This is a genomic window from Sphaerisporangium melleum, assembly GCF_014646695.1.
Classification (GTDB): domain Bacteria; phylum Actinomycetota; class Actinomycetes; order Streptosporangiales; family Streptosporangiaceae; genus Sphaerisporangium; species Sphaerisporangium melleum.
In genome coordinates this window covers 64,563-90,215 of record NZ_BMNT01000004.1, presented here as the reverse complement: position 1 = coordinate 90,215, position 25,653 = coordinate 64,563, and the positions used below count along the sequence as shown (strand labels likewise).

General features: G+C 72.7%; 18 protein-coding genes and 1 pseudogene. 14 read left to right on the top strand and 5 right to left on the bottom strand.

Annotated elements, in window-relative coordinates:
* Positions 1-46: 46 nt before the first annotated feature.
* Complete coding sequence (locus tag IEY93_RS04585; RefSeq protein WP_189161684.1) at positions 47-1,018, top strand: 4-hydroxy-3-methylbut-2-enyl diphosphate reductase; 972 nt, start codon at positions 47-49, stop codon at positions 1,016-1,018.
* Positions 1,019-1,186: 168 nt separating this feature from the next.
* Here the strand turns inward: IEY93_RS04585 and IEY93_RS04580 are convergent, their stop codons facing one another.
* Genes IEY93_RS04580 through IEY93_RS04575 form a run of 3 tightly spaced genes read right to left on the bottom strand, consistent with a single transcriptional unit; the run spans position 1,187 to position 4,078 of the window.
* Positions 1,187-1,729, bottom strand: coding sequence for a nucleoside/nucleotide kinase family protein (locus tag IEY93_RS04580; protein WP_229690855.1), 543 nt, complete (start codon positions 1,727-1,729; stop codon positions 1,187-1,189).
* A gap of 4 nt (positions 1,730-1,733) precedes the next feature.
* On the bottom strand, positions 1,734-2,411 hold the full coding sequence (locus IEY93_RS37835) for a DUF6542 domain-containing protein (protein ID WP_229690854.1): 678 nt from the start codon (positions 2,409-2,411) through the stop codon (positions 1,734-1,736).
* A gap of 44 nt (positions 2,412-2,455) precedes the next feature.
* Complete coding sequence (locus IEY93_RS04575) at positions 2,456-4,078, bottom strand: DNA recombination protein RmuC (RefSeq protein WP_189161682.1); 1,623 nt, start codon at positions 4,076-4,078, stop codon at positions 2,456-2,458.
* Positions 4,079-4,152: 74 nt separating this feature from the next.
* Between IEY93_RS04575 and ychF the strand changes: the two genes are divergently transcribed.
* Positions 4,153-5,229 carry a redox-regulated ATPase YchF gene (ychF, locus tag IEY93_RS04570; RefSeq protein ID WP_189161681.1) on the top strand — a complete coding sequence of 359 codons (1,077 nt, stop codon included), beginning with the start codon at positions 4,153-4,155 and terminating at the stop codon, positions 5,227-5,229.
* Positions 5,230-5,403: 174 nt separating this feature from the next.
* Here ychF and IEY93_RS04565 read toward each other — a convergent pair whose 3' ends face one another.
* Together IEY93_RS04565 and IEY93_RS04560 are read right to left on the bottom strand one after the other, a co-directional pair.
* The gene (locus IEY93_RS04565) at positions 5,404-5,820 is read right to left on the bottom strand and encodes an MBL fold metallo-hydrolase (protein WP_203967994.1); all 417 of its coding nucleotides are present in this window, start codon (positions 5,818-5,820) and stop codon (positions 5,404-5,406) included.
* Positions 5,820-6,689: an aldo/keto reductase gene (locus IEY93_RS04560; RefSeq protein WP_189161680.1), complete on the bottom strand. Its 870-nt coding sequence runs from the start codon at positions 6,687-6,689 to the stop codon at positions 5,820-5,822. Before IEY93_RS04560 ends, IEY93_RS04565 begins: the two co-directional genes overlap by 1 nt.
* Before the next feature lie 81 nt (positions 6,690-6,770).
* Here IEY93_RS04560 and IEY93_RS04555 point away from each other — a divergent pair, with 81 nt between their 5' ends.
* From IEY93_RS04555 to IEY93_RS04500, 12 genes and pseudogenes are all read left to right on the top strand, one after another.
* The gene (locus IEY93_RS04555) at positions 6,771-7,337 is read left to right on the top strand and encodes a TetR/AcrR family transcriptional regulator (RefSeq protein ID WP_203967993.1); all 567 of its coding nucleotides are present in this window, start codon (positions 6,771-6,773) and stop codon (positions 7,335-7,337) included.
* Between the two features lie 145 nt (positions 7,338-7,482).
* Positions 7,483-9,006, top strand: coding sequence for an AAA family ATPase (locus IEY93_RS04550; RefSeq protein WP_189161679.1), 1,524 nt, complete (start codon positions 7,483-7,485; stop codon positions 9,004-9,006).
* 964 nt (positions 9,007-9,970) lie between these two features.
* On the top strand, positions 9,971-10,813 hold the full coding sequence (locus tag IEY93_RS04545) for a conjugal transfer protein (RefSeq protein WP_229690853.1): 843 nt from the start codon (positions 9,971-9,973) through the stop codon (positions 10,811-10,813).
* 111 nt (positions 10,814-10,924) lie between these two features.
* A complete protein-coding gene (locus IEY93_RS04540; RefSeq protein ID WP_229690852.1) occupies positions 10,925-11,200 on the top strand; it encodes a hypothetical protein in 276 nt (91 codons plus the stop codon).
* 63 nt (positions 11,201-11,263) lie between these two features.
* The gene (locus IEY93_RS04535; protein WP_189161677.1) at positions 11,264-14,764 is read left to right on the top strand and encodes a conjugal transfer protein; all 3,501 of its coding nucleotides are present in this window, start codon (positions 11,264-11,266) and stop codon (positions 14,762-14,764) included.
* A 46-nt stretch (positions 14,765-14,810) separates the two neighbouring features.
* On the top strand, positions 14,811-17,294 hold the full coding sequence (locus IEY93_RS04530; RefSeq protein ID WP_189161676.1) for an ATP-binding protein: 2,484 nt from the start codon (positions 14,811-14,813) through the stop codon (positions 17,292-17,294).
* Positions 17,291-20,053 (top strand): hypothetical protein, encoded by a 2,763-nt coding sequence (locus tag IEY93_RS04525; protein WP_229690851.1) that lies wholly within the window; start codon positions 17,291-17,293, stop codon positions 20,051-20,053. The genes IEY93_RS04530 and IEY93_RS04525 overlap by 4 nt, the downstream gene beginning before the upstream one ends.
* Positions 20,054-20,056: 3 nt before the next feature.
* Positions 20,057-20,731, top strand: coding sequence for a hypothetical protein (locus IEY93_RS04520; RefSeq protein WP_189161675.1), 675 nt, complete (start codon positions 20,057-20,059; stop codon positions 20,729-20,731).
* Positions 20,728-21,819, top strand: coding sequence for a C40 family peptidase (locus IEY93_RS04515; protein ID WP_229690850.1), 1,092 nt, complete (start codon positions 20,728-20,730; stop codon positions 21,817-21,819). The genes IEY93_RS04520 and IEY93_RS04515 overlap by 4 nt, the downstream gene beginning before the upstream one ends.
* Positions 21,820-22,147: 328 nt before the next feature.
* Positions 22,148-22,537, top strand: coding sequence for a (deoxy)nucleoside triphosphate pyrophosphohydrolase (locus IEY93_RS04510; RefSeq protein WP_189161674.1), 390 nt, complete (start codon positions 22,148-22,150; stop codon positions 22,535-22,537).
* Positions 22,538-22,653: 116 nt separating this feature from the next.
* Positions 22,654-24,624, top strand: a complete 1,971-nt coding sequence (locus tag IEY93_RS04505; protein WP_189161673.1) for a hypothetical protein — start codon at positions 22,654-22,656, stop codon at positions 24,622-24,624.
* A gap of 682 nt (positions 24,625-25,306) precedes the next feature.
* A pseudogene (locus IEY93_RS04500) lies at positions 25,307-25,653 on the top strand (hypothetical protein); the annotation flags it as partial.

Genomic DNA, 25,653 nt, shown 5'->3' with positions numbered 1-25,653 from the left:
TGAACCTATGGCCCCCTGAGATTGCCGGAGCACATAGCATGGGCACATGATTTCGGAGACCGTTCCCCGCCGTGTCCTGGTGGCCAAGCCGCGCGGTTACTGCGCCGGTGTCGACCGCGCCGTGCAGGCGGTGGAGCAGGCTCTGGAACGCTACGGGTCTCCGATCTACGTCCGCAAGCAGATCGTGCACAACACCCACGTGGTGAAGACGCTCGAAGACCGCGGCGCGATCTTCGTGGACGAGACCGACGAGGTGCCCGAGGGCGCGATCGTCGTCTTCTCCGCGCACGGCGTCGCCCCGGCCGTCCACGAGGAGGCCGCCCGCCGGTCGCTGAAGACGATCGACGCGACCTGCCCGCTGGTCACCAAGGTGCACAACGAGGCCAAGCGCTTCGCCGCCAAGGACTACGACATCCTGCTCATCGGCCACGAGGGGCACGAGGAGGTCGAGGGCACCGCGGGCGAGGCCCCCGAGCACATCCAGCTCGTGGACGGCCTCGACGGCGTCGACCGCGTCCAGGTGCGCGACCCCGAGCGGCTGGTGTGGCTGTCCCAGACCACGCTGTCGGTGGACGAGACCAACGAGACGGTCGCCCGGCTGCGCGAGCGCTTCCCCACCCTCATCGACCCGCCCAGCGACGACATCTGCTACGCCACGCAGAACCGCCAGACGGCGGTCAAGGAGATCTCCCGCGAGGCGCAGCTCGTCATCGTCGTCGGCTCCACCAACTCCTCCAACTCCAAGCGCCTGGTCGAGGTGGCCAAGGACGCCGGCGCCGACGCCTCCTACCTCGTGGACGACGCGTCCTTCATCCAGGACTCCTGGCTCGGCGGCGTCACCACGGTCGGCGTCACCAGCGGCGCCTCGGTGCCCGAGGAGCTGGTCGAGGGGGTGCTCGCCCACCTCGCCGAGCGCGGGTTCGGCGACGTCCAGGAGGTCGAGTCGGTCCCCGAGAGCGTCCGCTTCGCCCTGCCCCACGAGCTGCGCCGCGACCTGCGCGCCTCCGCCGCCCGCTGACACGGCCCGATTCCCGGCAGCCCACCGGCATGCGCGGCACCGTGGGGAACGTGCTCTCCCCAAGGCCGCGGGGCCTCTCGGATGTCGCCCGACGTGCGGCACGGGGGTGGCCGTGTGGGGCGTTCCCGTTGCCGCCTGACGTTCGGTGTGCAGGCTACGGTCACATGGTCAACGCCGGAGCAGGCCGAGGGCGAGCGGGAGCGCGTCGGAGGTCGCGCCGGTGTCGATGACCAGGTCGGCGCGCTCACGCACCCGGTCGGCGGCGAAGTAGGCCCGTTCCTGGCGGGCCCAGCGCTCCCAGTGCGGGCGGTACATCTCGCCGTCCCGGCCCAGCGCCCGGGTGCGGCGCACGTCCGGCGGCGCCTCCAGCCACACGAGCGATGAGAGGTACGGGCCCGCCGCCGCCGCGCCCGCTCCCGCGCCCTCGACCACCAGGGGCGCCGAGGCCGGCACCTCATGCCACTGCTCCGCGTAGGCCTCGAGCGTCCAGTCATAGCGCCGCCACCGGGCGGGACGGCCTTCGGCGCGCGGGCGCAGGATCCACTCCAGGAGCCGCTCGACACCGCCGAGCAGCCCCTCCCAGCCCGGGTACAGGTCGTCCATGTGGACGAGGCAGGCCGCGGTCTCGGCCGCGATCGCGCGCCCCAGCGTCGTCTTCCCCGAGCCGGAGGGCCCGTCCACCGCGATCACCCCGGCCGGCGGGGCGTGCACCCCTTCAGTCCTCTTCCGCTTCGCGCGGCGTCCCGTACACGCGGGGCTCGAAGTAGCCCTCGGGCTCCGGCGCGTAGACCTGCCCGACCCCCGGCCGCGCCCGCCCGGCCGCCCGAACGGGACGTTCCATGGCGGAGACCGGACGTTCCGCGGCGGGAGCGGGACGTCCGGCCGCGGTGACCGGACCATCGGTGCCGGGACGTTCGGCGGCAGGAGCGGGATGGCCGCCGGCGGGCTTGGCGGGGGAGACGGGCGGACCCGACCGGGCGGCGCGGGCGGCGCGCAACTCGGCGCGCAGCTCGCTCACGTTGCCCGGCAGGCCCCGGAACCAGGCGACGGCCAGCACGAGGGCCGAGCCGCCGAACAGCCACGGCGCCGCGGCCGACAGACCGGCGATCATGCCGAGGCCGAACGCCTGGAGCGGCGACGGAGCGCCCAGCGCACCGGCTACGGTGCCGACCAGGCTGGCGGCGAAGAACGTCAGCGGCGGAGTGACCACCAGGGACAGCAGGTCGCGCTGCTGGACGAGCAGGACGCCCGCCAGGCAGGCGGCGCAGAACGCCAGGCCGATGACCGGCGTGGCGCCGGTCACCCGGGCGGCGAGCGTCACCACGAAGATGAGCGCCACGGCGCCACGGGTGGTCAGCCTGACCCCCGGTCGCGCTCGCTCCTGTGCCACCACCGCCGCCCCCTCCGGGCCAGGGCCTCGCGGCCTGCGTGCCGGCCTCACGACAAGTCTCGGGTCAACTTACCGTTCGCGCGAGAAGCCGGGAACGGGCTTGCCGTCTCTTCACCAGGTGGTGGCGGGGACGGTGCACAGTCCGCCTCGTCCCCGCGCTCCACCCCCGCCCTCTCCGGCCCCGCCCACCCTGCTCCCCACGGCCGCGTCCCCGCCGGGTCCTCGTCAGAGGCTCCAGCCACACCCACATCTCCATCAGCAGCAGAGCCCGCATCCCGTTCCAGGCCAGGGACCGGCTCTGGATCAGCGCCCGCGTCCTGGCCGGGGTCGGCGCCGGTGGCCTGGTACGGGGCAGGGCTCGCGTCCTGGCAGGTGTCCGGGGTGTGGAGATCCGGTTCCGGAACGGCGGAGGACGCGTCCTCGCCGAGGAGTTCCGGTGCCGAAGGGCTGCGCGGCAGGTCCTCGACCAGGCCGGGCTCGGGGAGCGGGGCGTCCACCACGCCGAGGTCGTTGAGCTTGCGCGCCGTCACCAGCACCCGGCCCTCCAGCGAGCCCACCGTCGTGTTGTAGGCGGTGACGGCCCTGCTCAACGCCCGGCCCACCGCGTCGACGTTGCGGCCCAGCGTGCCGAGCCGCTCGTACAGCTCCTTGCCGAGGTCGAAGACCGCCCGGGCGTTGTCGCTCAGCGCCTGCTGCTGCCAGGCGTACTGGGCGGTGCGCAGCATGGTGACCAGCGTGGTCGGGGTGGCGATGTGGACGCGCCGGCGCATGGCGTACTCCAGCAGCCCCGGGTCGCGTTCCAGCGCCGGGGCCAGGAACGCCTCGCCGGGGATGAACAGCACCACGAACTCGGGGGCGGGGCTGAAGGCCTGCCAGTACGCCTTGGCGGCCAGCCGGTCGACGTGTTCGCGCAGGTGGCGGGCGTGGGCGTCCAGCCGGACCTCCTGCGTCCCCGCCTCGGCGGCCTCCGCGGCCTCCAGGTAGGCGGCCAGCGACACCTTGGAGTCCACCACGATGTTCTTGCCGCCGGCCAGCCGCACCACCATGTCGGGCCGCAGCACCCCGTCGGCGGTGGCGGCGCTCGCCTGCTCGTCGAAGTCGCAGAACCGCGCCATGCCCGCGATCTCGGCCACCCGGCGCAGTTGCAGCTCCCCCCAGCGCCCCCGGGCCTCCGGCCGCCGCAGGGCGCGCACCAGGGCGCCGGTCTGCGCCTTGAGCTGCTCGGAGCTCTGCCGTACGAAGTCCATCTGCTTGCCCAGCTCGGCCTGCGCCACCCGCTGCCCCGTCTCGCTCTCGCGGAGCTGCTCCTGCACCTTGGCCAGGGTCTCGCGGAGCGGGGCGACGAGGTTCTCCACGGCCTGTCTGCGCTGCTCCAGATCTCCGGCGGCATCGGCGCGGACCGTGGCGAGCCGGCTCTCGGCCAGCTCGAGAAAACGCAGGTTGTTGACGTCCAGCGCCCGGTTGGACAGCGTCTGGAACCGCTGGGCCATCTGCTCCTCGACGTAGGCGACCTTCTCCTCGGCCGCCTTGGCGCGGGCCTCGGCCAGCGCGAGCCTGCTCTCGGCCTCGGCGAGGCGGGCGCCCGCCCGGGAGCGTCCGAGCGCCAGGCCGATGACCAGGCCGGCGGCCAGGCCGACCGCGAGCTGGAAGGCGAGTGCCATGACGTCCATTCCCCGCATGATTCCAGCCCTTCGACCCCCGCGCGTGTCAGGAACGGGGCCGGGGCACCGTAAACTCGGCGAACGTGAGCCTGAGCATCGGCATCGTCGGCCTGCCCAACGTCGGCAAGTCCACGCTATTCAACGCGTTGACCAAGAGCGGCAACGCCCTCGCGGCGAACTACCCGTTCGCCACGATCGAGCCCAACGTCGGCATCGTCGGCGTGCCCGACCCACGGCTCGCCAAGCTGGCCGAGATCTACAACTCGGCGAAGATCCTCCCGGCGAAGGTCGAGTTCGTCGACATCGCCGGCCTGGTGAAGGGCGCGTCGCTCGGGCAGGGACGGGGCAACCAGTTCCTGGCCAACATCCGGGAGACCGACGCGATCTGCCAGGTGATCCGGGTCTTCGCCGACCCCGACGTCACGCACGTCGACGGCGACGTCTCCCCGGCCCGTGACATCGAGACGATCAACACCGAGCTGATCCTGGCCGACCTCCAGACGATCGAGAAGGCCGTGCCGCGGCTCACCAAGGAGTCCCGGACCAACAAGGACCGCAAGGCGGCGCTGGAGGCCGCCGAGGCGGCCGCCAAGGTGCTCGACGGCGGCACGACGCTCTACGCCTCCGGCATGGACCTCACCGAGGTGCGCGACCTGCACCTGCTCACCGCCAAGCCCTTCCTGTACGTCTTCAACCTGGACGCCGACGAGCTGACCGACGAGGCGCTGCGCACCCGCCTGTCGGAGCTGGTGGCCCCGGCCGAGGCCGTGTTCCTGGACGCCAAGATCGAGTCCGAGCTGGTCGAGCTGTCGGACGAGGAGGCCCTGGAGCTGCTCCAGTCGGTCGGCCAGGAGGAGTCCGGGCTGAGCCAGCTCGCCCGCGTGGGCTTCGAGACGCTGGGCCTGCAGACCTACCTGACGGCCGGCCCCAAGGAGACCCGGGCCTGGACGATCCGCAAGGGCGCCACCGCGCCCGAGGCTGCCGGCGTGATCCACACCGACTTCCAGCGCGGCTTCATCAAGGCCGAGGTCATCTCGTTCGACGACCTGATGGAGGCGGGCTCGATGACCGCCGCCCGCTCCGCCGGCAAGGCCCGCATCGAAGGCAAGGACTACATCATGCGCGACGGCGACGTGGTCGAGTTCCGCTTCAACGTTTAACCCGGACACACCCCGACAGGTACCTCCTATCCGGCCCGCCGAGAGTCCGCGGACCACGGGCCCTCGGCGATCAGGTGAGTCCCATCCTCGGCAGGTGCGACGGGCCCCTGTGAGCCGGTCTGGAGTCCTGGGAAGTCCGGGCCGGGTGCGGCACCGGAGGGTTCGGTGGGCGGGTCAGGCCAGTACGGCTTTTGCGGAGTTCCACAGGACGCCGCGCGGGTTCCAGAACCCGTCGAACCAGCGCGGCCCCCATTGGGCGGCGAGGCGTTCGACGACGCTCGGGGCCGCGACGATTCTGGCCCCGGGGAAGCGGTCGAGGATCGCCGGCGCGCCGAAGAAGTGGTCGCCATGGGCGTGCGTGATGAAGACGGCCGTCACGTTCTTGCCGGTGGCCGCGGCCCAGTCGGCCAGGGCGCGCGACTCGTCGATGGTCATCAGCGGGTCCACCAGGACCGCGTCGCGTTCGCCGGCGATCAGCGTCGAGGCGGTGGGCGACCACATGCGCCGGGCCTCGTCCGGGGGCAGGTCGTCGGAGACGGCGGGCTTGGCGGGGGTCACGAAGACCGAGTAGGTCAGCTTCGTCATGGTCATCACGCCCCTTGGGCCAGTGCCGTGATGGTGGCGACGTCGGTTTCCGACAACTCGATATGCGCCGTGGCCAGGTTCTGATCGAGGTGGGCCGGGGTGGTCGTGCCGGGAATCGGCAGGGTGACCGGCGAGTGGTACAGGTGCCAGGCTAGCGCGACCTGCTGCGGGGTGGCCTCGTACCGGCGGGCGATCGACTCCATCACCCCGCGCAGATGTTCCGGGTCGTCTCCCTGGTCGAACCGCATCGGGTGCCACGGCGAGAAGACGGCGCCGCTCTGCTCGGCGGCGCGCAGCAGATCTTCCCCGGCCCGGGCGCTGACGTTGTAGCGCGCCGTGATCGCGGCGATGGGGGTGATGGCCCGGGCGGCGTGGAACTGCTCGAGCGTCACGTTGGACAGGCCGATGTGGCGGATCAGTCCCTCGTCGCGCAGGGCGGCGAGGGTGGCGACCTGCTCCTCGAACGGGGCGTCGGTGGCCGTACCGCTGTGCAGGTAGTACAGGTCGATCCGCTCGACTCCGAGCCGTCGGGCACTGAGGTGCGCGGACTGGCGAAGGTAGGCCGGGTTGCCGACGGCGCCGAGCGTCGAGTAGTCGTGGCCGCCGCGCACGAATCCGCCCTTGGTGGCGATGACGAGGTTCTCGGGATAGGGGTGGAGCGCTTCGCGGATGAGGATCTCGTTGGTGTGCGGGCCGTACACGTCCGCGGTGTCGATGAAGGTCACTCCGGCGTCGACGGCGTGCCGCAGCAGCGCGATGCCGCCCTCCCGGTCGGGGTACTCGCCCCAGACCTGTTTCCCGGTCAGCTGCATCGCGCCGTAGCCGAGGCGCCCGACCCGCAGGTCACCGCCGATGGTGATCGTGTTCGCGGGCATGAAGTCCCTCGCTGCTCTAAAATTACCGATAGACCGACTATCAAATTACCGGAAGCTGATTATCACTTCAAGAGGTGTCTCGTGGTGGACCTGGCGGAACTGCTCGAACGGCGCCGCCCACGGCGGGTGGACGCGCGCCGCAACTTCGACGCGCTGCTGGCCGCCGCCGCGGAGGCGTACACCCAGGACGGCCCGGACGTCCCGATGGAGGAGATCGCGCGGCGGGCCGGCGTCGGTGTCGCGACGCTCTACCGCAACTTCCCCACCCGGGTCGACCTCATGGAGTGCGTCTATCTCAGGCTGGTCGACGGGCTCGTGCGGTTCGGCGAGTCGATCGACGAACCCGACCCGTGGATCGCGCTGGTCGTCTGGCTGCGCCGGTTCGTCGAGGACCTCGCCACCAAGCAGGTGCTCGGCACCGTCCTCCCGCTGGAGTCGGAGGCGTACCGGTCGAGCCGGACGGCGCTCTACGCGTTCGCCGAGCCGTTGTTCCAGCGCGCCCAGCGAGCGGGCAGCGTGCGCGCGGACGTCGATGTGGACGATGTCCTACGCGTCGTCTTCGCCGTCACCGCCGGGGTGTACCGCGACGACGCCCAGCGCGCACGCGCCGTCCAGATGATCCTCGACGGCATCCGCCCCGCCCCGTAATCCTTCGCTTACCACGGCTCGGCGCGCTCGCTCAGCACGACGGCGTGGGCGGTCGGCCGGCGTTGCGTAGATCCGTCCAAGTCCAGTGCGGCGAATTTTGTACAAGTAGACTTAGACGAATTGCGTCGTAGGGGATGGGGGACGGATGCGGGAAGGGCTGCCGGAGAAGCCGGAGGATGTGGTCGATCGGGATCGGGAGTGGAATCTGCTCGCGGAATTCCTCGCCGACCCGGACCCCGCGATGCGGCTCGGCATCGTGTCCGGGCGGCGGCGGCACGGGAAGTCGTACCTCCTTCAGGCCCTGTCCGAGCAGGTCGGCGGCCTGTACGTCACGGCGGTCCGGGAGGAAGGGCGGCTGCCCGCGATTCAGCGGTTCGCGGACGCGGTCGCCGCCCACGCCGGTCTGAGGCCGGGAAGTCTGCGCTTGGTCGACTGGCGTGACGTCCTGTCCAGCGCTCTCGATGTGACCGCCCGGGCGCCGCACCCTCTGCTGGTGATCGACGAACTGCCGTATCTGCTCCAGCACTCGCCCGAGATTCCGGGACTGCTCCAGCAGCTCTACGACGAGCGGCAGCGCGGCGCACCGCCAGGTGCCGGTCCAGGCCCGCGGCTGATCCTTTGCGGCTCCGCGATGAGCGTCATGCACGAGCTGCTCTCGGGGACCAAGCCGCTACGGGGCCGTGCCGTGGTCGATCTGCGGCTCGGGGCCTTCGGCTATCGGGACAGCCGGGCCTTCTGGCGGATCACCGACCCGCTCACCGCGCTGAAGGTGCACGCCGTGCTCGGCGGAGCTCCCGGTTACCGGCCGGTGGCCGGCCGCCCGCATCCGGACGACGGCTTCGACGCCTGGCTCACCGGCACCCTGCTCGATCCGGGCCGGGCGGTGTACTCGCGCACCGAGACCGAGTACCTGCTGCGCGAAGACCCCAGAATCACGCAACACACGCTCTACTACGACATCCTCACCGCGATTGCGCAAGGCGCCACCACCGCCAGCAAGATCGGTGCCGCGCTGGAACGCTCACGCAACGCCGTCGCCCACCCCCTCGGAGTGCTGGAATCCACCGGCTACATCCGGCGGGAAGAAGACATCCTCCGTGCCCGGCACCCGGTCATCACGCTGACCGACCCCGTCATCCGGTTCAACCAGCTCATCACCCTGCCGCAGGCCGCCGCCGTGGAGCAGGGCTTCGCCGAGCCGGTGTGGCGCCAGGCCGCCCCGACCTTCAACTCCAAGATCCTTGGGCCGCACTTCGAGGACCTGGCCCGCGACTTCACCCGCCGTTACGCCCACCCTCTGTTGCCCGGTGGACTGCCCGGACCGGTCGGCACCACCGAGGTCGCCGACCAGGCCGCTCGGACGAAGCACGAGGTCGACGTCGTCGCCCTCGCAGCCGGTGAGCGCCCGCAGGCGCCTCGTGCGAGGATCGCGCTCCTGGGTGAGGCCAAGGCGACCGCCGCCCGCCGGGGCACCGGTGACCTGGAACGCTTGGAGCGCATCCGGACCCTGCTCGCCGATCAGGGGTACGACACCACTGCCACCACTCTGGCCTTGTACTCCCTGCACGGCTTCTATCCGGATCTGGTGGAGCTGTCCGACCGCCGTGCCGATCTGCTGCTGGTCGATCTCCCCACTCTTTACGGCATGGAAGACGAAGAGGGGGCGTGAGAGCCGATCAGGTCAGCTCTGCGAGATCGCCGGGTGGCGATCTTTCGGGAGGGCGCTGATCGCTGGAGCCGGGGTGGCCGGTGCCGTGTCGGCATCTGCCGTGCGGGTCGTCCGGAGGGGTTCGGTGCCGATCTTTTACCTGGGGTTGGGCGGGGGTGGGGGTGGGGGTCGGGGGCGGGAGGTTCGGCGGGGGCGGGGGTGTGGATCTCGAACGCGCCGGGCGGGTGGACCGCTGTGACCTGCGGATAGTAAGGGGTGGCCGTCAGGTAACCGGACCGGGCCGCCTGCCCCGCGTACTCTCCAGTGTTTGGGTCGGTCATGCGCTCCGCCGGGGCCGCCGGCCCGGTGGGCATCGTCGCGCGCTCGGCGCGGGGGCGGTGCCGGCGGAAGGGAGGCAGTGCGTGCGGGCACTCGGCGACCTCCCGGTGGATCGCTTAATTCGATCCCATCATCTGCCTGAGCAGTGGTTATGCCTCCGCGGCATGCCGGATTCACGGTGGTTTCACGTCTGGTGCGAGCTTTGTCGTTGATGCGAAACCGGCCGAGGGGGTGAGTCCAGGCTCGCGGACGAACAAGGGCACTCTGTCCTGCGTGAACTCGGCACGTGACGTTGTGGAACCGGAGGAAGACCGACTTGGTCTGCTACCGCGATGCCTGCACCATGGGCGTGGCTTTCCTGGAACAATTGGTGCGGCCGCTAAAGTGAATACTTCACCATGGATAACAGGATCGATAGTAAGACGACACCGCGCCAGCCGGGGGGATCGGCGCGAGCGGAGGCGTGATGGCTCGCAGGTCAAACGTCCAGAACGGTCCGCGGACCGCTGGCGAACCCGAGCATTCGACGTACCCTCCCTCGCCGTACGACCCGGACCTTGACCCCGTGCGGGGTCGGGGACGCGGCGCGCCACGCCGCGGCGGGTGGTCCGGCGGAGGCGGGCGATGGCTCGTGTGGACGGGCAGAGTGGTGCTGTGGGCGCTCATCGTAGTGATCGTCGTCAACGGTGTCCGCGCGCCCATCGAGCGGCTGAGTCAGGGCGACCAGCCGACCGGGGCGCCGCCGGTGCCGACCGGTTCCGGCTTCCCGGAGGCCGACGCCGCGGCGTTCGCCAGTCAGTTCGCTCTGGCGTATCTGAATTACGACGCGACCAAGCCCGATGACCGGGCCGAGCGGTTGAAGCCGTTTCTTCCGGTAGGTGCGGAAAGTCAGTTCGGCTGGGACGGTGCTGGGAAAATGGCCGCCGGAAATTTCCAGCTTTCCGGAATCGAGGTAGTTGACCGGCAGAACGCGGTTGTGACGGTTTTCGCCCAGTCGGGCGCCCAGCGCTGGCGGCTGTCGGTTCCGGTCTACTACTCCGACGGCAGATTCGTCGTCTCCGGACAGCCGGGGCTCATGCCCGCGGGCGGGCCCGCGAACCTCCCGCAGCTTCCCACCACCGATCACGACATCACCGCGGAGAACGAGCTCAGGCCGCAACTGGAGAACTTCTTCAAGGCGTACGCCGCAGGCGACCCCACCCAGTTGCAGCGTTATGTCATCCAAGGTGTGACGCTCGACGGTTTCGATGGGAAGGTGACGCTCGTCGAGTTGAAGAGCGTCACCGCTCCGCCCGGCGGCGCCACCCGCGACATCAGCGCGGTGGTCAAGTGGACCTTCCCCGTGAACCCCGCGCCCTCCCCGGCCGCCTCCGACGACCAGAGCGCGGACACGGGCGGCCTGGAGCAGGCCTACCGCCTCACGGTGGAGAAGCAGGGTGGCAACTGGTACGTCAAGGACATCCGCGGCGGGACTCGGACGGTCGAATGAGCCCGCGGCCATGAGGAGCGAGGGAGCGGCGAAGAGAGCGCGCCCGGCCCGCGCCGTTCGACGGCCCGCCGAGCGTGACCATGAGCAGGAGGACGAGAGTTGATTGCGAAAATGATCGTGGAGAGCGCGCTGGAGGCGCTGACTCCGACGGCGCCCCCGACCGGCGGAGTGAACACCGCGGGTCTGGCGGAATTTCTCCGGAGATTCTTCGCCCCACTGTTCCTCGTCGTGGTCTCCGTGGTGGCCATTTTCTTCCTCTTCACCCGAGAGATCACCAGATTCGTCCAGTTCATCATTCTGGCCGTGGCGATCGGTGTGATCTTCTACGTGCCCAATGTCATCGAGGTGACGGCGAGGGCGATCGCGGGAGCGCTGGGCATCAGATGATGATCGGATGAGCACCAGATGAGCGCGACCGGGTCGCCGTGACAGGGAGGAGAGGAGGATCGGGTGGACCTGCCTACCTATACCAATATCTGGCGCATTGAGAAGCGGCTCTACAAGCTGTACGACCTCCGGCTGCCGATGCCGCTTCCGATCGTCTGGATCGGTGTTTTCCTAGGCGTTCTGGTCCCCTGGTCGGTGCTGCTGAGCCTCCTCGGCGTCCCTCTGGAGACCCCCTGGCACGTGCTCTACCTGGTCCCGCCGGGTCTGGTCACCTGGCTGTCCACCCGGCCGGTCATCGAGAGCAAGCGGCTCAACGAGCTGCTGCAGTCCCAGCTCCGCTACCTGGGCGAGCCCAGGACCTGGTGCCGCCTGGCCCCGGCCGAGGAGCCGGACGAGATCACCTTCACCGCGCGGGTCTGGCGGTCGCCGGCCCAGGTCGCACCCGAGACGGCTGCCTCGGCCGCCGCCGAGAGCGCCAAGGCCACGTCCAGGTCGAGGCGCGGCACGCGGGCCAAGCCCCGGCACACCGCTCCGCGTAAGCGCGCCCTGCCGGGGTGGAGCCCCGCGCGGCAGTTGCCCTCCGTCAAGCAGGCGCCCTCCCGGCCGGGCGCGGCCGTCCCCGGCGAGGTGCGTCCCGCCGTGGCCGCCGCCGCGGCGGCGGTGACCACCCTGCCCACCGCCGAACCCCCGGCCCCGCCTTCCCGGCGGTCGCGGGTCACCTGGGGGAGCGCGGCCGCCAGGCCGGCGTCCAGTGCCCCTGCCATCGCGCCGCCGCCCGCGGGCGGCGAGACGCCCGCCGCGAGCGGTGCCGCCGGGCAGCGCGTCTCGACGCCCGACCGCGTCATCCTGCGGCTCGATCCCTCCGCCGACCGGCTCGTCGGCCCGCGCGACCCCTCCCACGACCGGCTGCTCGAACGGCCCGCCCCGGCCACCGGCCTGTCGCGCGCCCCGTCCGCCGACGCCCCGGCCACCGGTCTGACCAACAGCCCGTCCGGCGTCCCGGCCGCACCGTCCAGAGGGCTGTCGCGCACTCCGTCCGCCGCCACACCGCCCCGCCCGGCCACCGGCCTGTCGCGCACCGGATCCACCGACGCGCCCGGCCCGTCCATCGGTTCGCCACGCGCTCCGTCCACCGGCGTCCCGGCCTCCTCCGGCGGGCTGTCGCGTACTCCGTCCGCCGATGCGCCGTCCGGCTCGCCCGGCGGCCCGGCGCGCACCGCGTCCACCGGACTGCCGGGCACCGCCGCCGGGCCGTCAGGTGCCGCCCAGAGCGGCGTCCCGGCCGGCGCGTCCGGCGATGCGACGGGCGGCGTGACCGGTGGGGTGTCCGCGTACCCGCCGGTCGGTCCGGACACCGGTGCCGAGGCGGCGCACCCCGCGGCGGGCCGGGAGGCCCAGGCCGGGCCGCCGCCGATCGGCACCGAGGCGCTGCGCCGCCTGCGCAGACTCGCCGCCTCAGCCGAAGGGCGCGGCGCGTCGGCCACCGCCGGGCCTGCCTCCCCGACGCGTGCACCGGAGTCCTCGTCCCCTGCGCGTGCCCCGGAGTCCGCGTTTCCGGCCGGTGCGCAGGAGGCCGCGTCAGCGCCGGGAGCGAGTGACCCGGCCGCGAGCGCTCTGCCCGGCAGGCCGCCGGAGCGCATCAGCCTGCCCGGCGCCCGCCAGGCCCTCGAACGGTCCGCTCCGCAGCAGCCCGCGGTTTCTCAGGCGACTCCCGGTACGGCGGCTCCCGAGGCCCGGCTTCAGGGTGAGGCAAGGCGCACGAGCGAGCCGCAGGCCGAGGCCGGGCCGGTGGCCGGGGAAGATCGTGTTCCCGAGGCCGAGCGCGTGCCGGAGGTCCTGCGCGCGGCCGAGGGTCTGCCTACGCCGGAGAGCGCCCGCGGGCACCGGTCCGAGCGTGCCCCGGAGGGCGTGCCCGGACCGCAGGCCGCACAGGTGCCACAGGCCGAACCGCCGGTGCAGGAGGTGCCTGGACCACAGCCGGAACCGCCGGCGCATGGAGTGCTTGGACCACAGGCCGAACCTGTGGCGCAAGGCGTTGCCGGGCCGCAGGCCGGACCGGTCGCCGAGCGCGTGCCAGGGCCGCAGGCCGAGCGGGCGGGTGCGGGCGTTCCAGCGGCGCAGGCCGAGGGGAACGTCCGGGAGCAGCACCGCAAGGGGCAGCCGCCGCGGGCCGGTGGCCTGACGAGCCGGCCGCCCGAGCCTCGTACGGCCTGGCCCGTCTCGCGCCCTGGCCCGGTGGAGGCGCCGGCCGCTCAGAGCGTGCCCGAGGCGCCGGCCGCTCATGGCGCGCCGGAGGTTGCCGGCCTGAGCCGCCGCGAAGGCGCGACGCCGGTCGGCGGTCCGGAGGGTGGCGGCGACATCGGCCGTGGCCCCCGCACAGGCGATGACGCCGTAACGGGTGCCGGAAGCGGCGCGGGCACACGCGCCGGCACCGGTTCCGGTACGGATGCGGGCACCGGCGGCGGGCCGGGCGCTACGCGGTCCGGCGGGGCGGGGCGGGTGCCGGCGCGGCCGGCGGCCCGCGAGCAGGCGCCGCCGTTGTCCATCAGGGCCGTCCCGGCCGGGCCGGGTGCGACGGCCGACCCGGCCGCCCCGTCGGTGGCCGTGCCGGTGCCCCGTCCCGGGGACGAGCCGCGTGTGCGCCGTGTCGAGTCGGTGGTCGGCCGCGACCAGTCCGGCGGCTGGCGGCGGCTCGCGCAGGTGGTGGTCGGCGGCGGCGGCCCGAACCGCGGCGACGCCGTCGAGATGGACGAGGCCAGGGCGCGCACCGTCCTGGCCGGCAGCCGCCGCATCGTCGTGCTCGGCTGCACCGGCGGCGCCGGCCAGACCACGACCACGCTGATGCTCGGCCACACCCTGGCCCGCTACCGCGAAGACCGCGTGCTGGCGGTGGACGCCAACATCGGCGACCACACGCTGACCGGCCGCATCGCCGCCGACTCGCCCGAGACGCTGACCTCGCTGCTCGCCGGCCTCGACGGCGTGAGCGGCTACCTGAGCATGCGGGCGTACACCACGCGCTGCGAGTCGGGCCTGGAGGTCGTGGGTTCGGACGCCGACCCGGCGGCGGCGCCGCGGCTGACCGACCGCGGGCTGTTCTCGGACGCGCGCCTCGCCCAGGCGATGCGGGTGCTCGACCGGCACTACCGGCTGATCCTGGTGGACCCGGCGGCCTCGATGGCGGCGCGCATGCTCTCGCACGCCGACCAGCTCGTCCTGGTCGCCCCCGCCAGCGAGGACGCCCCGGACGCCGTGGCGATGACCCTCGACTGGCTGGACGGGCACGGTTCGACCGAGCTGCGGCGGCGCGCGGTGCTGGTGGTCAACGGCGTGAGCCGGCGCAGCATGGCCGGCGTGGAGCAGGCGGAGGCGGTGGCCAGCGGTCGCTGCCGCGCCATCGTCCGCATCCCGTGGGAGGACGAGCTGGCCCCCGGCCATGCCGGTGCCGTCCAGCTCGCCCACCTGCGGGCCGGAGGGCGCAGGGCGTACGTCGCCCTCGCGGGAGTTGTGGTGAGCGGCCTGGCGGTGGCGAGCCGCCCGAGCGAGGAGGAAGTGGCGCAGTGACGGTGACCAGCAAGCCGGCGGCCCGGTGCGGGGAGCGGTTCGCCTGATGGCAAGATCGTCGCGGTCGAGGAGCAGGCTGGCCGTCCGCTATTTCGACGATCGGATCCTCCTCACCGACACCTCCGCATGGGCGTACTTCCGGCTCCCGACGGTGAGCTACGAGTTCGTGACCGCCGAGGAGCGCGAGGCGCTCGCCACCAACATCACCATCGCTCTGGCCGCGATCCGCATGCCGGACGCCGAGGTGCACCTGCGGGTGGCGCACCGCGCCTACCCGGCGGCCGAGTGGGCGATGGCGCTGAACGCGACCTCCGACGAGGGGGAGGGCTGGCGCGACTATCTGGAGGAGATGTACCGCCACGTCTGGGCGAAGGACTTCTGGACCAAGGAGGTCTACCTCGGCGTGCGGCTCGGCCCGCGGGGCGGGCAGCTCGGCACCGGTGTGCTCGCCCAGCTCTTCGGGTTCTACCAGCGCAGCGAGAAGACCCTGGGCCTGGAGGACGACCACGTCACGGACGCCGAGATCGGCAAGTGGACCGTCCAGGCCGAGCGCCTCGGCCGCGCCCTCGGCACCAGCGCCCTGTACGCGCGGCACGCGACGTCCGGTGAGGTGGCCTGGCTGTTCCGGCACGCGGCCAGTGGCTCGCTCGGCGATCCGCCGTCGTCGGCCACCCCGTCCCGCAGGTGGGGGAAGGGCGAGATCGAGTCGCTGGTCGAGGGGCAGATCCACAACGGGCGGTCGTTCCTGCGCGTCGAGCAGCCCGAGGGCGACTCCTACGTCGCCCACCTGTCGTTCGCCCGGTTCCCCGACCTGATGCCGTTCCCCGACGGCGAGCCGTGGCTGCACTTCACCGACCAGTTACCGTTTCCGGTCGAGGTCAGCTCGCGGATGCGCCTCATCCCGCCGACCAAGGCGAGCAAGGATGTCGCCCGCAAGCTGGCGCATGCCCGCGACATGGACATCCACATCCGTGAGGCGGGAGCGGAGGCGCCGATCGCGCTGGCCGAGCAGATCGACGCGGCCCGCATGCTGGAGCACGGCATCACCAAGGAGCGCCTGCCGTTCGTGTACGGCTGGCACCGCCTGATCGTGGCCGCGCCCACGCAGGAGATCTGCCTGCAGCGGGTCGAGGCGGTCGTCGAGCACTACCGCGACATGGGCATCGACATCGTGAACTCGACGGGCGACCAGTTCTCGCTGTTCTGCGAGGCGCTGCCCGGCGAGCGGGTGCGGGTCAACGCCTACGCCCAGCGGCAGCCGCTGCGCACGATCGCGGGCGGCATGGCGACGGCCACGGTCGACCTCGGCGACCGCATCGACGAGTCCGGCGCCGGGTGGGCCGGGCCGTACATCGGCGAGACGCTCGGCCGTGCGCGGTCGATCGTGCACTTCGACCCCCTGGTGGCCGCGGCCCGCAACCGGCCGACGGCCATCGCGATCACCGGCGAGCCGGGCGGCGGCAAGACCACCCTGGCGCTGCTGCTGATCTACCAGATGGCGCTGCGCGGGGTCACCGTCGCGGTGATCGACCCCAAGGGCGACGCCGAGTCGCTGGTGCAACTGCTGCAGCGGCGCGGGCGCAAGGCGCGCATCATCCCTCTGGGCTCGGCGGCTCCCGGCCTGCTCGACCCGTTCTCCTTCGGCGACGACATCGCGACGAAGAAGACCATGGCCACCGAGACGCTGCGGCTGCTGCTCCCGCGCATGTCGGAGGAGCGCGAGTCGGCGATGATCCAGGCGGTGTCGAACGTGTCCAACGGGCCCGACCCGTCCCTGGGCAAGGTCGTCGACCACTTGGAGCAGGCCGAGGACCCCGCCTCCCGCAACCTCGGCGCGGTGCTGCGCTCGATGGCCGAGATGCACCTGGCCCGCCTGTGCTTCGACCCCTCCGGCGGCGAGCAGATCGACACCGAGGGGTGGACCACGGTGTTCACCCTCGGCGGGCTGACCCTGCCGGATGTCACCACCGCGCGGGACGACTACTCCTACGAGCAGCGCCTGTCGGTGGCCCTGCTCTACCTGGTGTCGCAGTTCGCCCGGCGGCTGATGAACGGCCTCGACCGCCGCGCGCCCAAGGCCATCTTCCTGGACGAGGCGTGGGCGATCACCTCGACGCCCGAGGGCGCCAAGCTCGTGCCCGAGGTCTCGCGCATGGGCCGGTCCAGGAACACCGCGCTGGTGCTGGTCTCGCAGAACGCCGGTGACCTGCTGAACGAGCAGGTCACCAACTGCCTGTCCTCGGTGTTCGCCTACCGCTCGACAGAGCGCGTCGAGGTGGACCACGTGATGGCGCTGCTGGGCGTCGAGCCGTCCGAGGAGCACAAGGCAGCGCTGCGGGCGCTGGGCAACGGCGAATGCATCTTCCGCGATCTGGACGGCCGCGCGGGCCGAATCGGGGTGGACCTCATCTCCGATGACCTGCTGCGTTGGCTGGACACCAATCCGACCCACGACAAACCCGGCGAGGACCTGCATGATCCTCGCAGGGGAGTGAGCAGGCCGGGAGCTGCGCAGGAGGTGCGGTCATGAGTCACCTTGGGAGCGGCGGCAGGGCGTCCCTGGGACGCGCGGGCGCGATGGTGGCGGCGGTGTGGCACGCGGTGGCGTCCAGGCAGGCCCTGTGGCCGCCGGGGGCGGTGCGGACGCGGCGCACCGGCCCGCGAGCCAGAGGGTCCGCCGCAGGGGCCTTCTGGGGCCGTACGGACGCGGCGAGGGCGTCCGAGCGGCCCGCATCCGCGACGGCGCGGCCGTCCGGGGGAGGCGAGGGCGGGGCGCGTGCCGGTGGCCGGCCGGGGCGGCGGCTGCGGCGCCGGGTCCTGCTGGTCCTGGCGGTGCTGGCCGGCATCGTGATCGTGCCGATCGTGCTGTCGCCCACCGTGGCCGGCGCGGCGGCACCCTGTGACCTCTCGCCCGACCTCGCGCCCGAGATGGTCGGCGGCGGTGTGGACGGCCTGGTGAAGCCGCCCCCGCCCGACTCGGCCCTCACCGCGGGCGGCGCCGGGAGCGCCGCGGTCACCGGCTCCGGCGCGACGACGGGCACCACCGCGGGCAAGGCGCCCGTCCCCGAGCCGCTGACCAACTACGACCGGTACGGCATGGCCGGGCAGTTCTGGCACACCTATGGCCTGGGCTGCAACGACGTCGCGGCGGTGCTCGGCAACGCCTGGGCGAACTCGGTGTTCTCCTGGGCCAAGGACATCGACCGCCTGACGATCACGACGTACCAGGCCGCCGCCACCGAAGGACCGCTCCAGTCCATCAAGGACGTGGTGGACGACATCGTCGTCAACCTCGCCGACGCCATGTACTGGCCGTACCTGCGGGTGATCATCCTGCTGGCGGCGGTCTGGCTCGCCTGGTACGGGCTGATCCGCAAGCGGGCCAGCACCACGGCCGAGGGCGTCATCTGGATGATCATCGCGGTGACCGTCGCGGTGTGGTTCTTCAGCAGGCCCGGCGACTTCACCGGCCTGGGCAAGACCGTGACCGACCAGACCGCGCAGGTCGTCAACTCCGCCTTCAGCGGCCTGCCCGGCGCGGGCGGGGCGTCCTGCCTGCCCACCAAGGGGCAGACCGACCCCAAGGCCGGCCCCGGCGGGTACGGCCAGGCCGGCACCCCCGGCGTCGAGCAGAACGCCGACGCGCTGTGGTCCACGCTCGTCTGCAAGCCCTGGCTGATGGGCCTGTTCGGCACCGCCGACCCCGCCGCGCCGGTGGTCAAGGTCATGGGGCCGAAGATCCTCGACATCCAGGCCACCGACATGCAGGAGCAGAGCTCGGGCCAGAAGCCGAACTCCGGCGCCCACCAGGCGAGGTACGAGGAGGAGGTCGCCAAGCCCTTGGAGAGCACGTCGATGTTCTTCCTCTTCCAGGGCAAGGACTGGACGACCCGGCTCAGCATCGCCATCGGCGCGCTCATGGCCGCGATGATCGCGGGCGTGCTGATCTTCCTGGTGGCGGTGTCGCTCATCGCGCTGAAGATCGGGTTCCTGCTGCTGCTCATCCTCGGCCCGGTGTTCCTGCTGATCGGCGTGCATCCCGGCTCCGGGCGGATCATCGCGATGCGCTGGGTCGAGATGCTGGTCGGCACCCTGCTGAGACAGGCGGTGCTGGCGCTGGTCCTCGGCGTGCTGGTGTACGGCTACTCGCTGATCATCTCCACCGACCTGCCGTGGGGCATGCAGATCATGTTCATCGCGTTGCTCACGATCGCGGTGTTCTTCTACCGGCGGCCCTTCCAGCACCTGTTCGCGTCGATGGACGGGCACACGCTCGCCACCCGGATGCTCGGCGAGGCGGCCAGTGCGCCGACCCTGTCGCGCGCCGCGAACGCGCTGCCGCCGGTCGCGGCGGCCCGCATGGGCCGCTGGGGCCTGCGCAAGGCCGAGCCCGTCATCAACGCCGCGGCCATGGCCGGTGGCGGAGCCGCCGCGGCGGCCGCCGCCTCCGGGGTCGCCCAGGGCCGGGTCAGAGGCGAGGAGGTCGCCGCCGGCGGGCCGCAGCAGCAGGGCACCCGGGTGCCGGTGGGCGCCCAGCCGGCGCCGCTGGACGCCGACGGGCAGGCCGGCGGCCGGCGCAAGGTGGCCGGTCGCGGCACCGCGATCCCGCGTCCTGGGGCCGCGCCGCCGCTCAACCTGTCCGGGCGGGGTGGCGCGGGACGCGGCGGCGGCGCCGGCGGGCCGAGTCCGCGGCCCCCGACACGCACCGGCTCCGGCGGCTCGTCCGGTTCGGGCGCGGGCGCGGCGGCGGGCTCGTCGTCGGGCTCCGGTGGCTCGTCGGGTGGCTGGTTCGGCGGCGGCTCCGGTGGCTGGGCGTCCCGGTCCACGGCGGCGGGCGGCTCGTCACGACGCGCCGAGGGAAGCTCGCCGCGGGCCGCGCGCTCGACGGCCGGCGGTCCCCGCGGCTCTTCCGGAGGTTCGTCCGGCTCGTCAGGTTCGTCCGGCTCATCGCGCCGGTCCTCCGGTGGGTCGTCGGGCGGTTCGCTGTTCGGCGGCGGCTCGTCGGGCCGCTCGGGCGGCGGTTCGCTGTTCGGCGGCGGGTCGTCCGGCCGGTCCTCCAACGGCTCCTCGGGCAGGTCCGCAGGCTCCGGGCGCTCGTCGGGCGGGTCGTCCGGCAGCATCTTCGGCGGCGGCTCGCCCGGTGGCTCGTCCCGGGGCGGGCGGTCCGAGGGCGGCCGTACGGAAGGCCGGGAGGCGCCGCCGCTGTGGCTGCCTCCCCGCACCGAGAGCGGGCGCGGCGAGGAGTCCGGGCCGTTCTGGCTGCAACCGGGCGACGGGGACAGGGACTGACGCATGATGCAGGTGAACGACCGGCGGGGCCTCGTCTTCGCCGGAGTCGTCGTCGCCCTGGCGGCCGTCGGCATCTACCTGTCGATGCTGCCCGCCTCGGGCGGCGACGGCGAAGTGCCGCAGAGCGTGGTCACCGCCACGTCCTCGGCCGCGCCGCCGCCCTCCGGCCCCTCACCCGCGCCCGCGATCACTGCGGGCACGTTCGACATCTACGGCTTCCTGCCGCTGACCCGCGAGCAGATCGCCCAGGCCGCCGACACCGCCCAGCGGTTCGCGGCCTCGTACGCGACCTTCCGCTACGACGAGGACCCTGCGTCCTACGCCGAACGGCTGAAGGGCTTCACCACGGTGGAGTTCGGCGCCATCCTCGCCCGTGACGTCACCACGCCGGCCCTGGTGGAGCAGAACCGCGCCGACCAGGTGGTCTCCGACGGCTCCGGCCGGCTGAAGAGCATCAGGGACATCGCCGACGGGTCGATCGTCCTGGTGGTCACCGCGACGCAGCACATCACCGCCAAGAGCGGGCAGCGGGACCGCGGCGCCGACTACGCCGTCACGCTCACCCAGGTGGGCACCGAGTGGCGCGTCTTCGACCTGCAGCCCGCCGACGCCGGGCAGGACGGCGACCCCGGCGGGGGCGGGCAGGGCGGCGGCGCCGAGGAGGGGGCCACGCAGTGACCTCGCGGGTGCGCATCGCGCTGATCCTCGGCCTGGCCGGAGTCGTGATGATCACGCTGGTCATGGCACCGATGCTCATGAGCACCTTCCCCTCCTTCCTCGGCGGCGGCGGCCTGACCACCACCGACTGCGAGGACGGCGACGTCGTGAAGGTCACCAACGTCTCCGACACCGCGCAATCCGACATCCCGTCGGACTACCTGCCGCTGTACAAGAAGTTCGGCAAGAAGCTCGGCGTGCAGTGGACCGTGCTCGCCGCCGTGGGCAAGCGCGAGACCGACCATGGGCGGTCCAGCCTGCCCGGGGTGAAGAGCGGGACGAACTACGCGGGCGCCGCCGGGCCGATGCAGTTCCTGATCAGCACGTGGGGCGGCAAGTCCAAGATCAAGGTCTCGTCGAAGTTCAACGGGTACGCCTCCGACGGCGACGGCGACGGGTGGGGCGACGTCTACAACCCCGCCGACGCCATCTACGGCGCCGCCAAGATGCTCAAGCGCAACGGCGCTCCCGGCGACCTCAAACGAGCGCTGTTCACCTACAACCGGGCGATGTGGTACGTCGAGCAGGTGCTGGAGATCGCCCGGCGCTACGCCACCGACGGCACCCTCGACGTGCCGCCCGAGGCCGACCCCGCCTGCGACACCCCCATCGTGGAGGCGGCGCCGGACGACATAGTCCGCAAGATCCTCGCCTACGCGCTCGCCCAGCGCGGCAAGCCGTACATCTGGGGCGGCACCGGACCCGCCGGGTACGACTGCTCGGGCATCATCTACATGGCCTACCGGGCGGCCGGGCTGTCCATCCCGCGCACCACCTTCGGGCAGTGGCCGTTCGGCATGAAGATCAAAAAGGGTGAGGAGCAGGCCGGTGACCTGGTCTTCTTCAACGCCGGCCCCGGCACCGCGGCCGACAACCCCGGCCACGTCGGCATGGTGGTCTCTCCCGGCAAGATGATCGAGGCCCGGTGCACCCGCTGCGGCCCCATCAAGGTCACCACCTACCGCGACCGCCCCAACATCGTCGGCTACACCCGCCCCCTGCGGAACGAGGACGTCCTGGCCCAGCTCAAACGCCTCGGCCTCACCTGACGTCCGCCGCCTGACAGGTCCTGCCGGTCGGCGTCGCGCCGGTGGGACGGCGAGCACCATCGCCGTCCCCTGGCGAACCTTTCACCGCACACGACCCGATGGTGCGGCTTTCCGGTCATCCGCATGTCGTACCGCATCCTGAGCCGTGCCCGCACACGCTCTGGTACGGCCGGCCGCTGGCGCCGGGACCTGCCTGGACGCCCACGACGGCCCAGCGGCCCCCTCCCGTACGGGTCGGACCCATCGGTGGATTAGGGGCCGGCCGTGACCTGGCCGATGGTGGCGGATGAGAGCGCGACCCGGGGGTGAGTCCTTAGGCTTTACCCGCATGGAGAGGATTGTTGTCGCGGCGGCGATCGTCGAACGGGGCAGACTGCTGGCCGCCCAGCGCGCCGGACCTCCTGCCATGGCCGGAGGATGGGAGTTCCCCGGTGGCAAGGTCGATCCCGGAGAGAGCGACCACGAGGCGCTGATCCGCGAGTGCCGGGAAGAACTCGGGGTCGGCATCGCCGTGGGCGACCGCATCGGCGGCGACTGGCCGCTCAGCCCGGGATACGTCATGCGGGTCTGGCTGGCCCGGCTCGTCTCCGGCGTACCCCACCCGCACGAACACCTCGCACTGCGCTGGCTCGCTCCCAGCGAGTTGTACGAGATCCCCTGGCTGCCCGCCGACCTGCCGATCGTCCGCGCCGTGCAGGCTCTGATCCCCGAGGGTTGAACCCGGCCCCCGAGTGAGATAACAGTTACGGAGAGTGACGATACTGTCGCGTGCTCGTAACGGGGGAACGGGGAGCTGTAGTGGCGGAGTGGTGGCGACGTGCCCAGATGATGTCCGTGGCCGGCGTGGGAGCGCTGGTCCTGGGGGGCGGGGCGCCGCCCGTTCTAGCGGTCACCGCCGCGCGCGGGCCTCAGGGGCCGCCGCCGGACAAGGGTGACGGGACCGCGGGGCTCACCGTGCGCCTGATGGTCGCCGGTCATCCGGCCGCGCACGCCGGGCCGATCCGCGCGGGCGACGTGCTGCGCTTCCGGGTGCGCCTCGGCGGGCAGACGGCCGGGCACGCGCGGGTCTCCGTGACGGCCACGCCCACGAGCGTGTCGTCCTCCGTCGGCTGCGAGGACGTCGCCCGCCTCCCGGTCGCGCCGGCCGAGACGGCCACGCGCCCACTGGTGTGCGACTTCAAGGATGTCACCGGCCCGAAGGACATCGACGTCGCCGTACGAGTCCCGGGCGGGGCGCCGGAGCTGACCGTCCGGGCCGTCGCGCACCTGCGCGACCCCGGTGACGCCGAGTGGATCCGCCGGACGGCCGAAGCCAAGCTGACCATCGACGCGAGAGGGCTCGCCACCGTCGCACCGGACGACGCGAGCCTGCCGAAGCAGCCCCCCGGCGTCGCAGGGCCGGGCGGACCGCTCACCGGTCCCCGTTCACCGTCGGAGCAGCCACACCGCACCGGGACGCCGGCCGATCCGGTGCCCGCGGGTGCCCAGCCGGGTTCCGCAGGCACGAACGGGAGCGGCGATGACGACATCGACGGCGAGGACACTCTGGACGAGGACCGTACGAATGCCCCTTCCAGTCAGGCGCAGCACGAGCGGCAGACCCCCTCGGCGCCGGACTCCATCCCTGCCATCCCCCGGCCCGCGGACGACTCGCGGGGTGCCGTTCCGCCTTCCGGGGAGGGAAGCTCCTCGGTGACGGCTCCGCTCGCGGAGCAGAACGGCTCGCCGGGGGCGGTTCCACCTGGGCAGTCCTTTGAGGCGGTCCGGCCCGCGGAGGAGAACGGCTCGCCGGGGGTGGTCCGGCCGTCGGCGTTCGGGGAGAGTGGGTCGCCAGGGACGTTCCGGCCCTCGGGGGAGGGCGCCTCTTCGGCGGTCGTTCCGCCTGCCGAAGAGGGCGAGGCGCCGGTGGCCGTTCCGGCCGCTGAGGAGGAGGATTCGCCGGTGGCGTTCCCGCCGTTCGGGGCCAAGGGCCGGCACCCGTCCTCTCGGGCCGCTGATGAGAACGCGGTGGCGGCCGACCTCCGGCTCCCGCGGGAGGACGCGTCCCCCGTGGTGCCGCATCCGGTACCAGGGGACGTTCCGGTCGCGCGCGATCGGCGTCCGCGCCCAGCGGTCAAGTCCGACCCTGTGCACCCGGCGCGTCCGTTGCCCGCCCCGCGTCCGCTCCCCGCGCCGCACCCTGTGGCGGCCGCTCCGGTGAGAGACAGGGCCGTTCGCCTGCCGCTCGCCGTGCCCCCCGTGCGACCCGCACCAGTGCCGAGCCCCGGCCAGGAGCAGGGCGCGGTCATCGCACCCGGCCCCACGGTCGCTCCACGCCCGGCCATCGCACCCGGCCCGGCCGCTCCGGCCCCGCCCTCCGTGCAGGGGCCCGCCGCCGCCCGCAACGCCGTCCCCGCTCCCGTCCCGCAAATCTCGCCGGCCCTGCCCGGCACGGTCCCGCCGGGGCTCGGCGCCGACGCCGCGCAACCGGGCGCGGGCCAAGCAGGAGTGATCCAGCCGGGTGGCCCGAGTGGACCCGCAGGAGCGGGTCTGCCGCAGGGGCCGGGGGCCCTCGCACAAGGCATAGGGCCAGGCGTGCCACAGGCCCCAGGTGCAGGCATGCCGGAGGCGGCGAGCGCGGGGGCCGCGCCGGGGGACGTTCCCGCCGCCGGGCGGCCGGCGGCCGCGAGCTCCCGCCAGGGGGAGGCGGACATCATGCGCGGGCTGCCCGCCGCCGCGACGGCGGTCGCGCTCCTGCTCGGCGTCCTGGGAGTGCAGATACACCTCCGCCGCAGGCTCGCACGCCGTAAAAGCGCCCAAATCTAGCGCGCCGACCGGCGGCGTCCACCGGTTCCCCGCCGTAGCAAGGCGCCGGTGTCCGCCGCACACCGTCCCGCCGCCGCGGCGCCGCCGGGAGGGCCGATCGGGCGGGAGAAGTACCGGGCGGTGTGTGGGCCGGGTCGGGGCGAGGTAGGTGGGCGGAAGCGCCGGGCCTCGGGCGGGGGAGGCTCCCGCGCGGTCGTGGCCACGCGGTAGGAGGACCGGCGCTGGGAGCTCTGGTCATGTGCGGGAGGTCAGAAGGTCCGCCGGTTCCTCGTCGTGGGGCGGCGCCGTGTTCGCCGTGTATCGGTTCCGTCGCCGTGGCGCCGCGGGGGAGGGCCGCTCGGGCGGGGGGGATGTCACCGCCGGGCGAGGAGGCGTAGGGCCGGTGGGGTGGGTGACGGGATCATTGGGCGGGATCATTCGGTCGAGTGGCGGGCGGTGCCGGTCCCGAACGCGATGGGGGGCGCCGTTGCGGTGGGTCATGGGAGGTGACGGCAGTGTGTCGTCGGGGCCAATTGCCGGTGGCCGGGCGGCGCTAACGAGGAGGGGAACGCGGAAAAGCTCGAAACGTGGAAGATCTGTGTCGCAGAACGCCCTTTACTGTTACTTTGGCCGGTCTAGTATTTTCTAGGTGATCGGCAGGGTGGCCAGGCGGAAGGCGGCAACGGTGAGTGGACGCGTGCAGATGACAGCCGTGTCCGCCGTCGTGGGCGCGCTGGGGCTGACCGGCGCCGTGCTGCTGGCCACGGCCCCGATGACGGCGCCGAAGGCGAACGCCCAGGTCGTGCGGGCCGACCCCACCGACCAGGTGGAGCCCACCGATCCGACCATCACCGATCCCGGTGGCCTGGACGAGTCACCGGAGCCCGAGCCCACGGTGACGGTGACCATCACCGAGAGCCCGGATCCGACGGTCACCCGCACCAGAACGGTCACCCCCAAGCCGACCAAGACCGCGAAGCCGACCGCCAAGCCGACGGCGACCAAGACCGCGCCGGTGGTGCCGCCGCCGGCGCCGACCTACGAGAACAC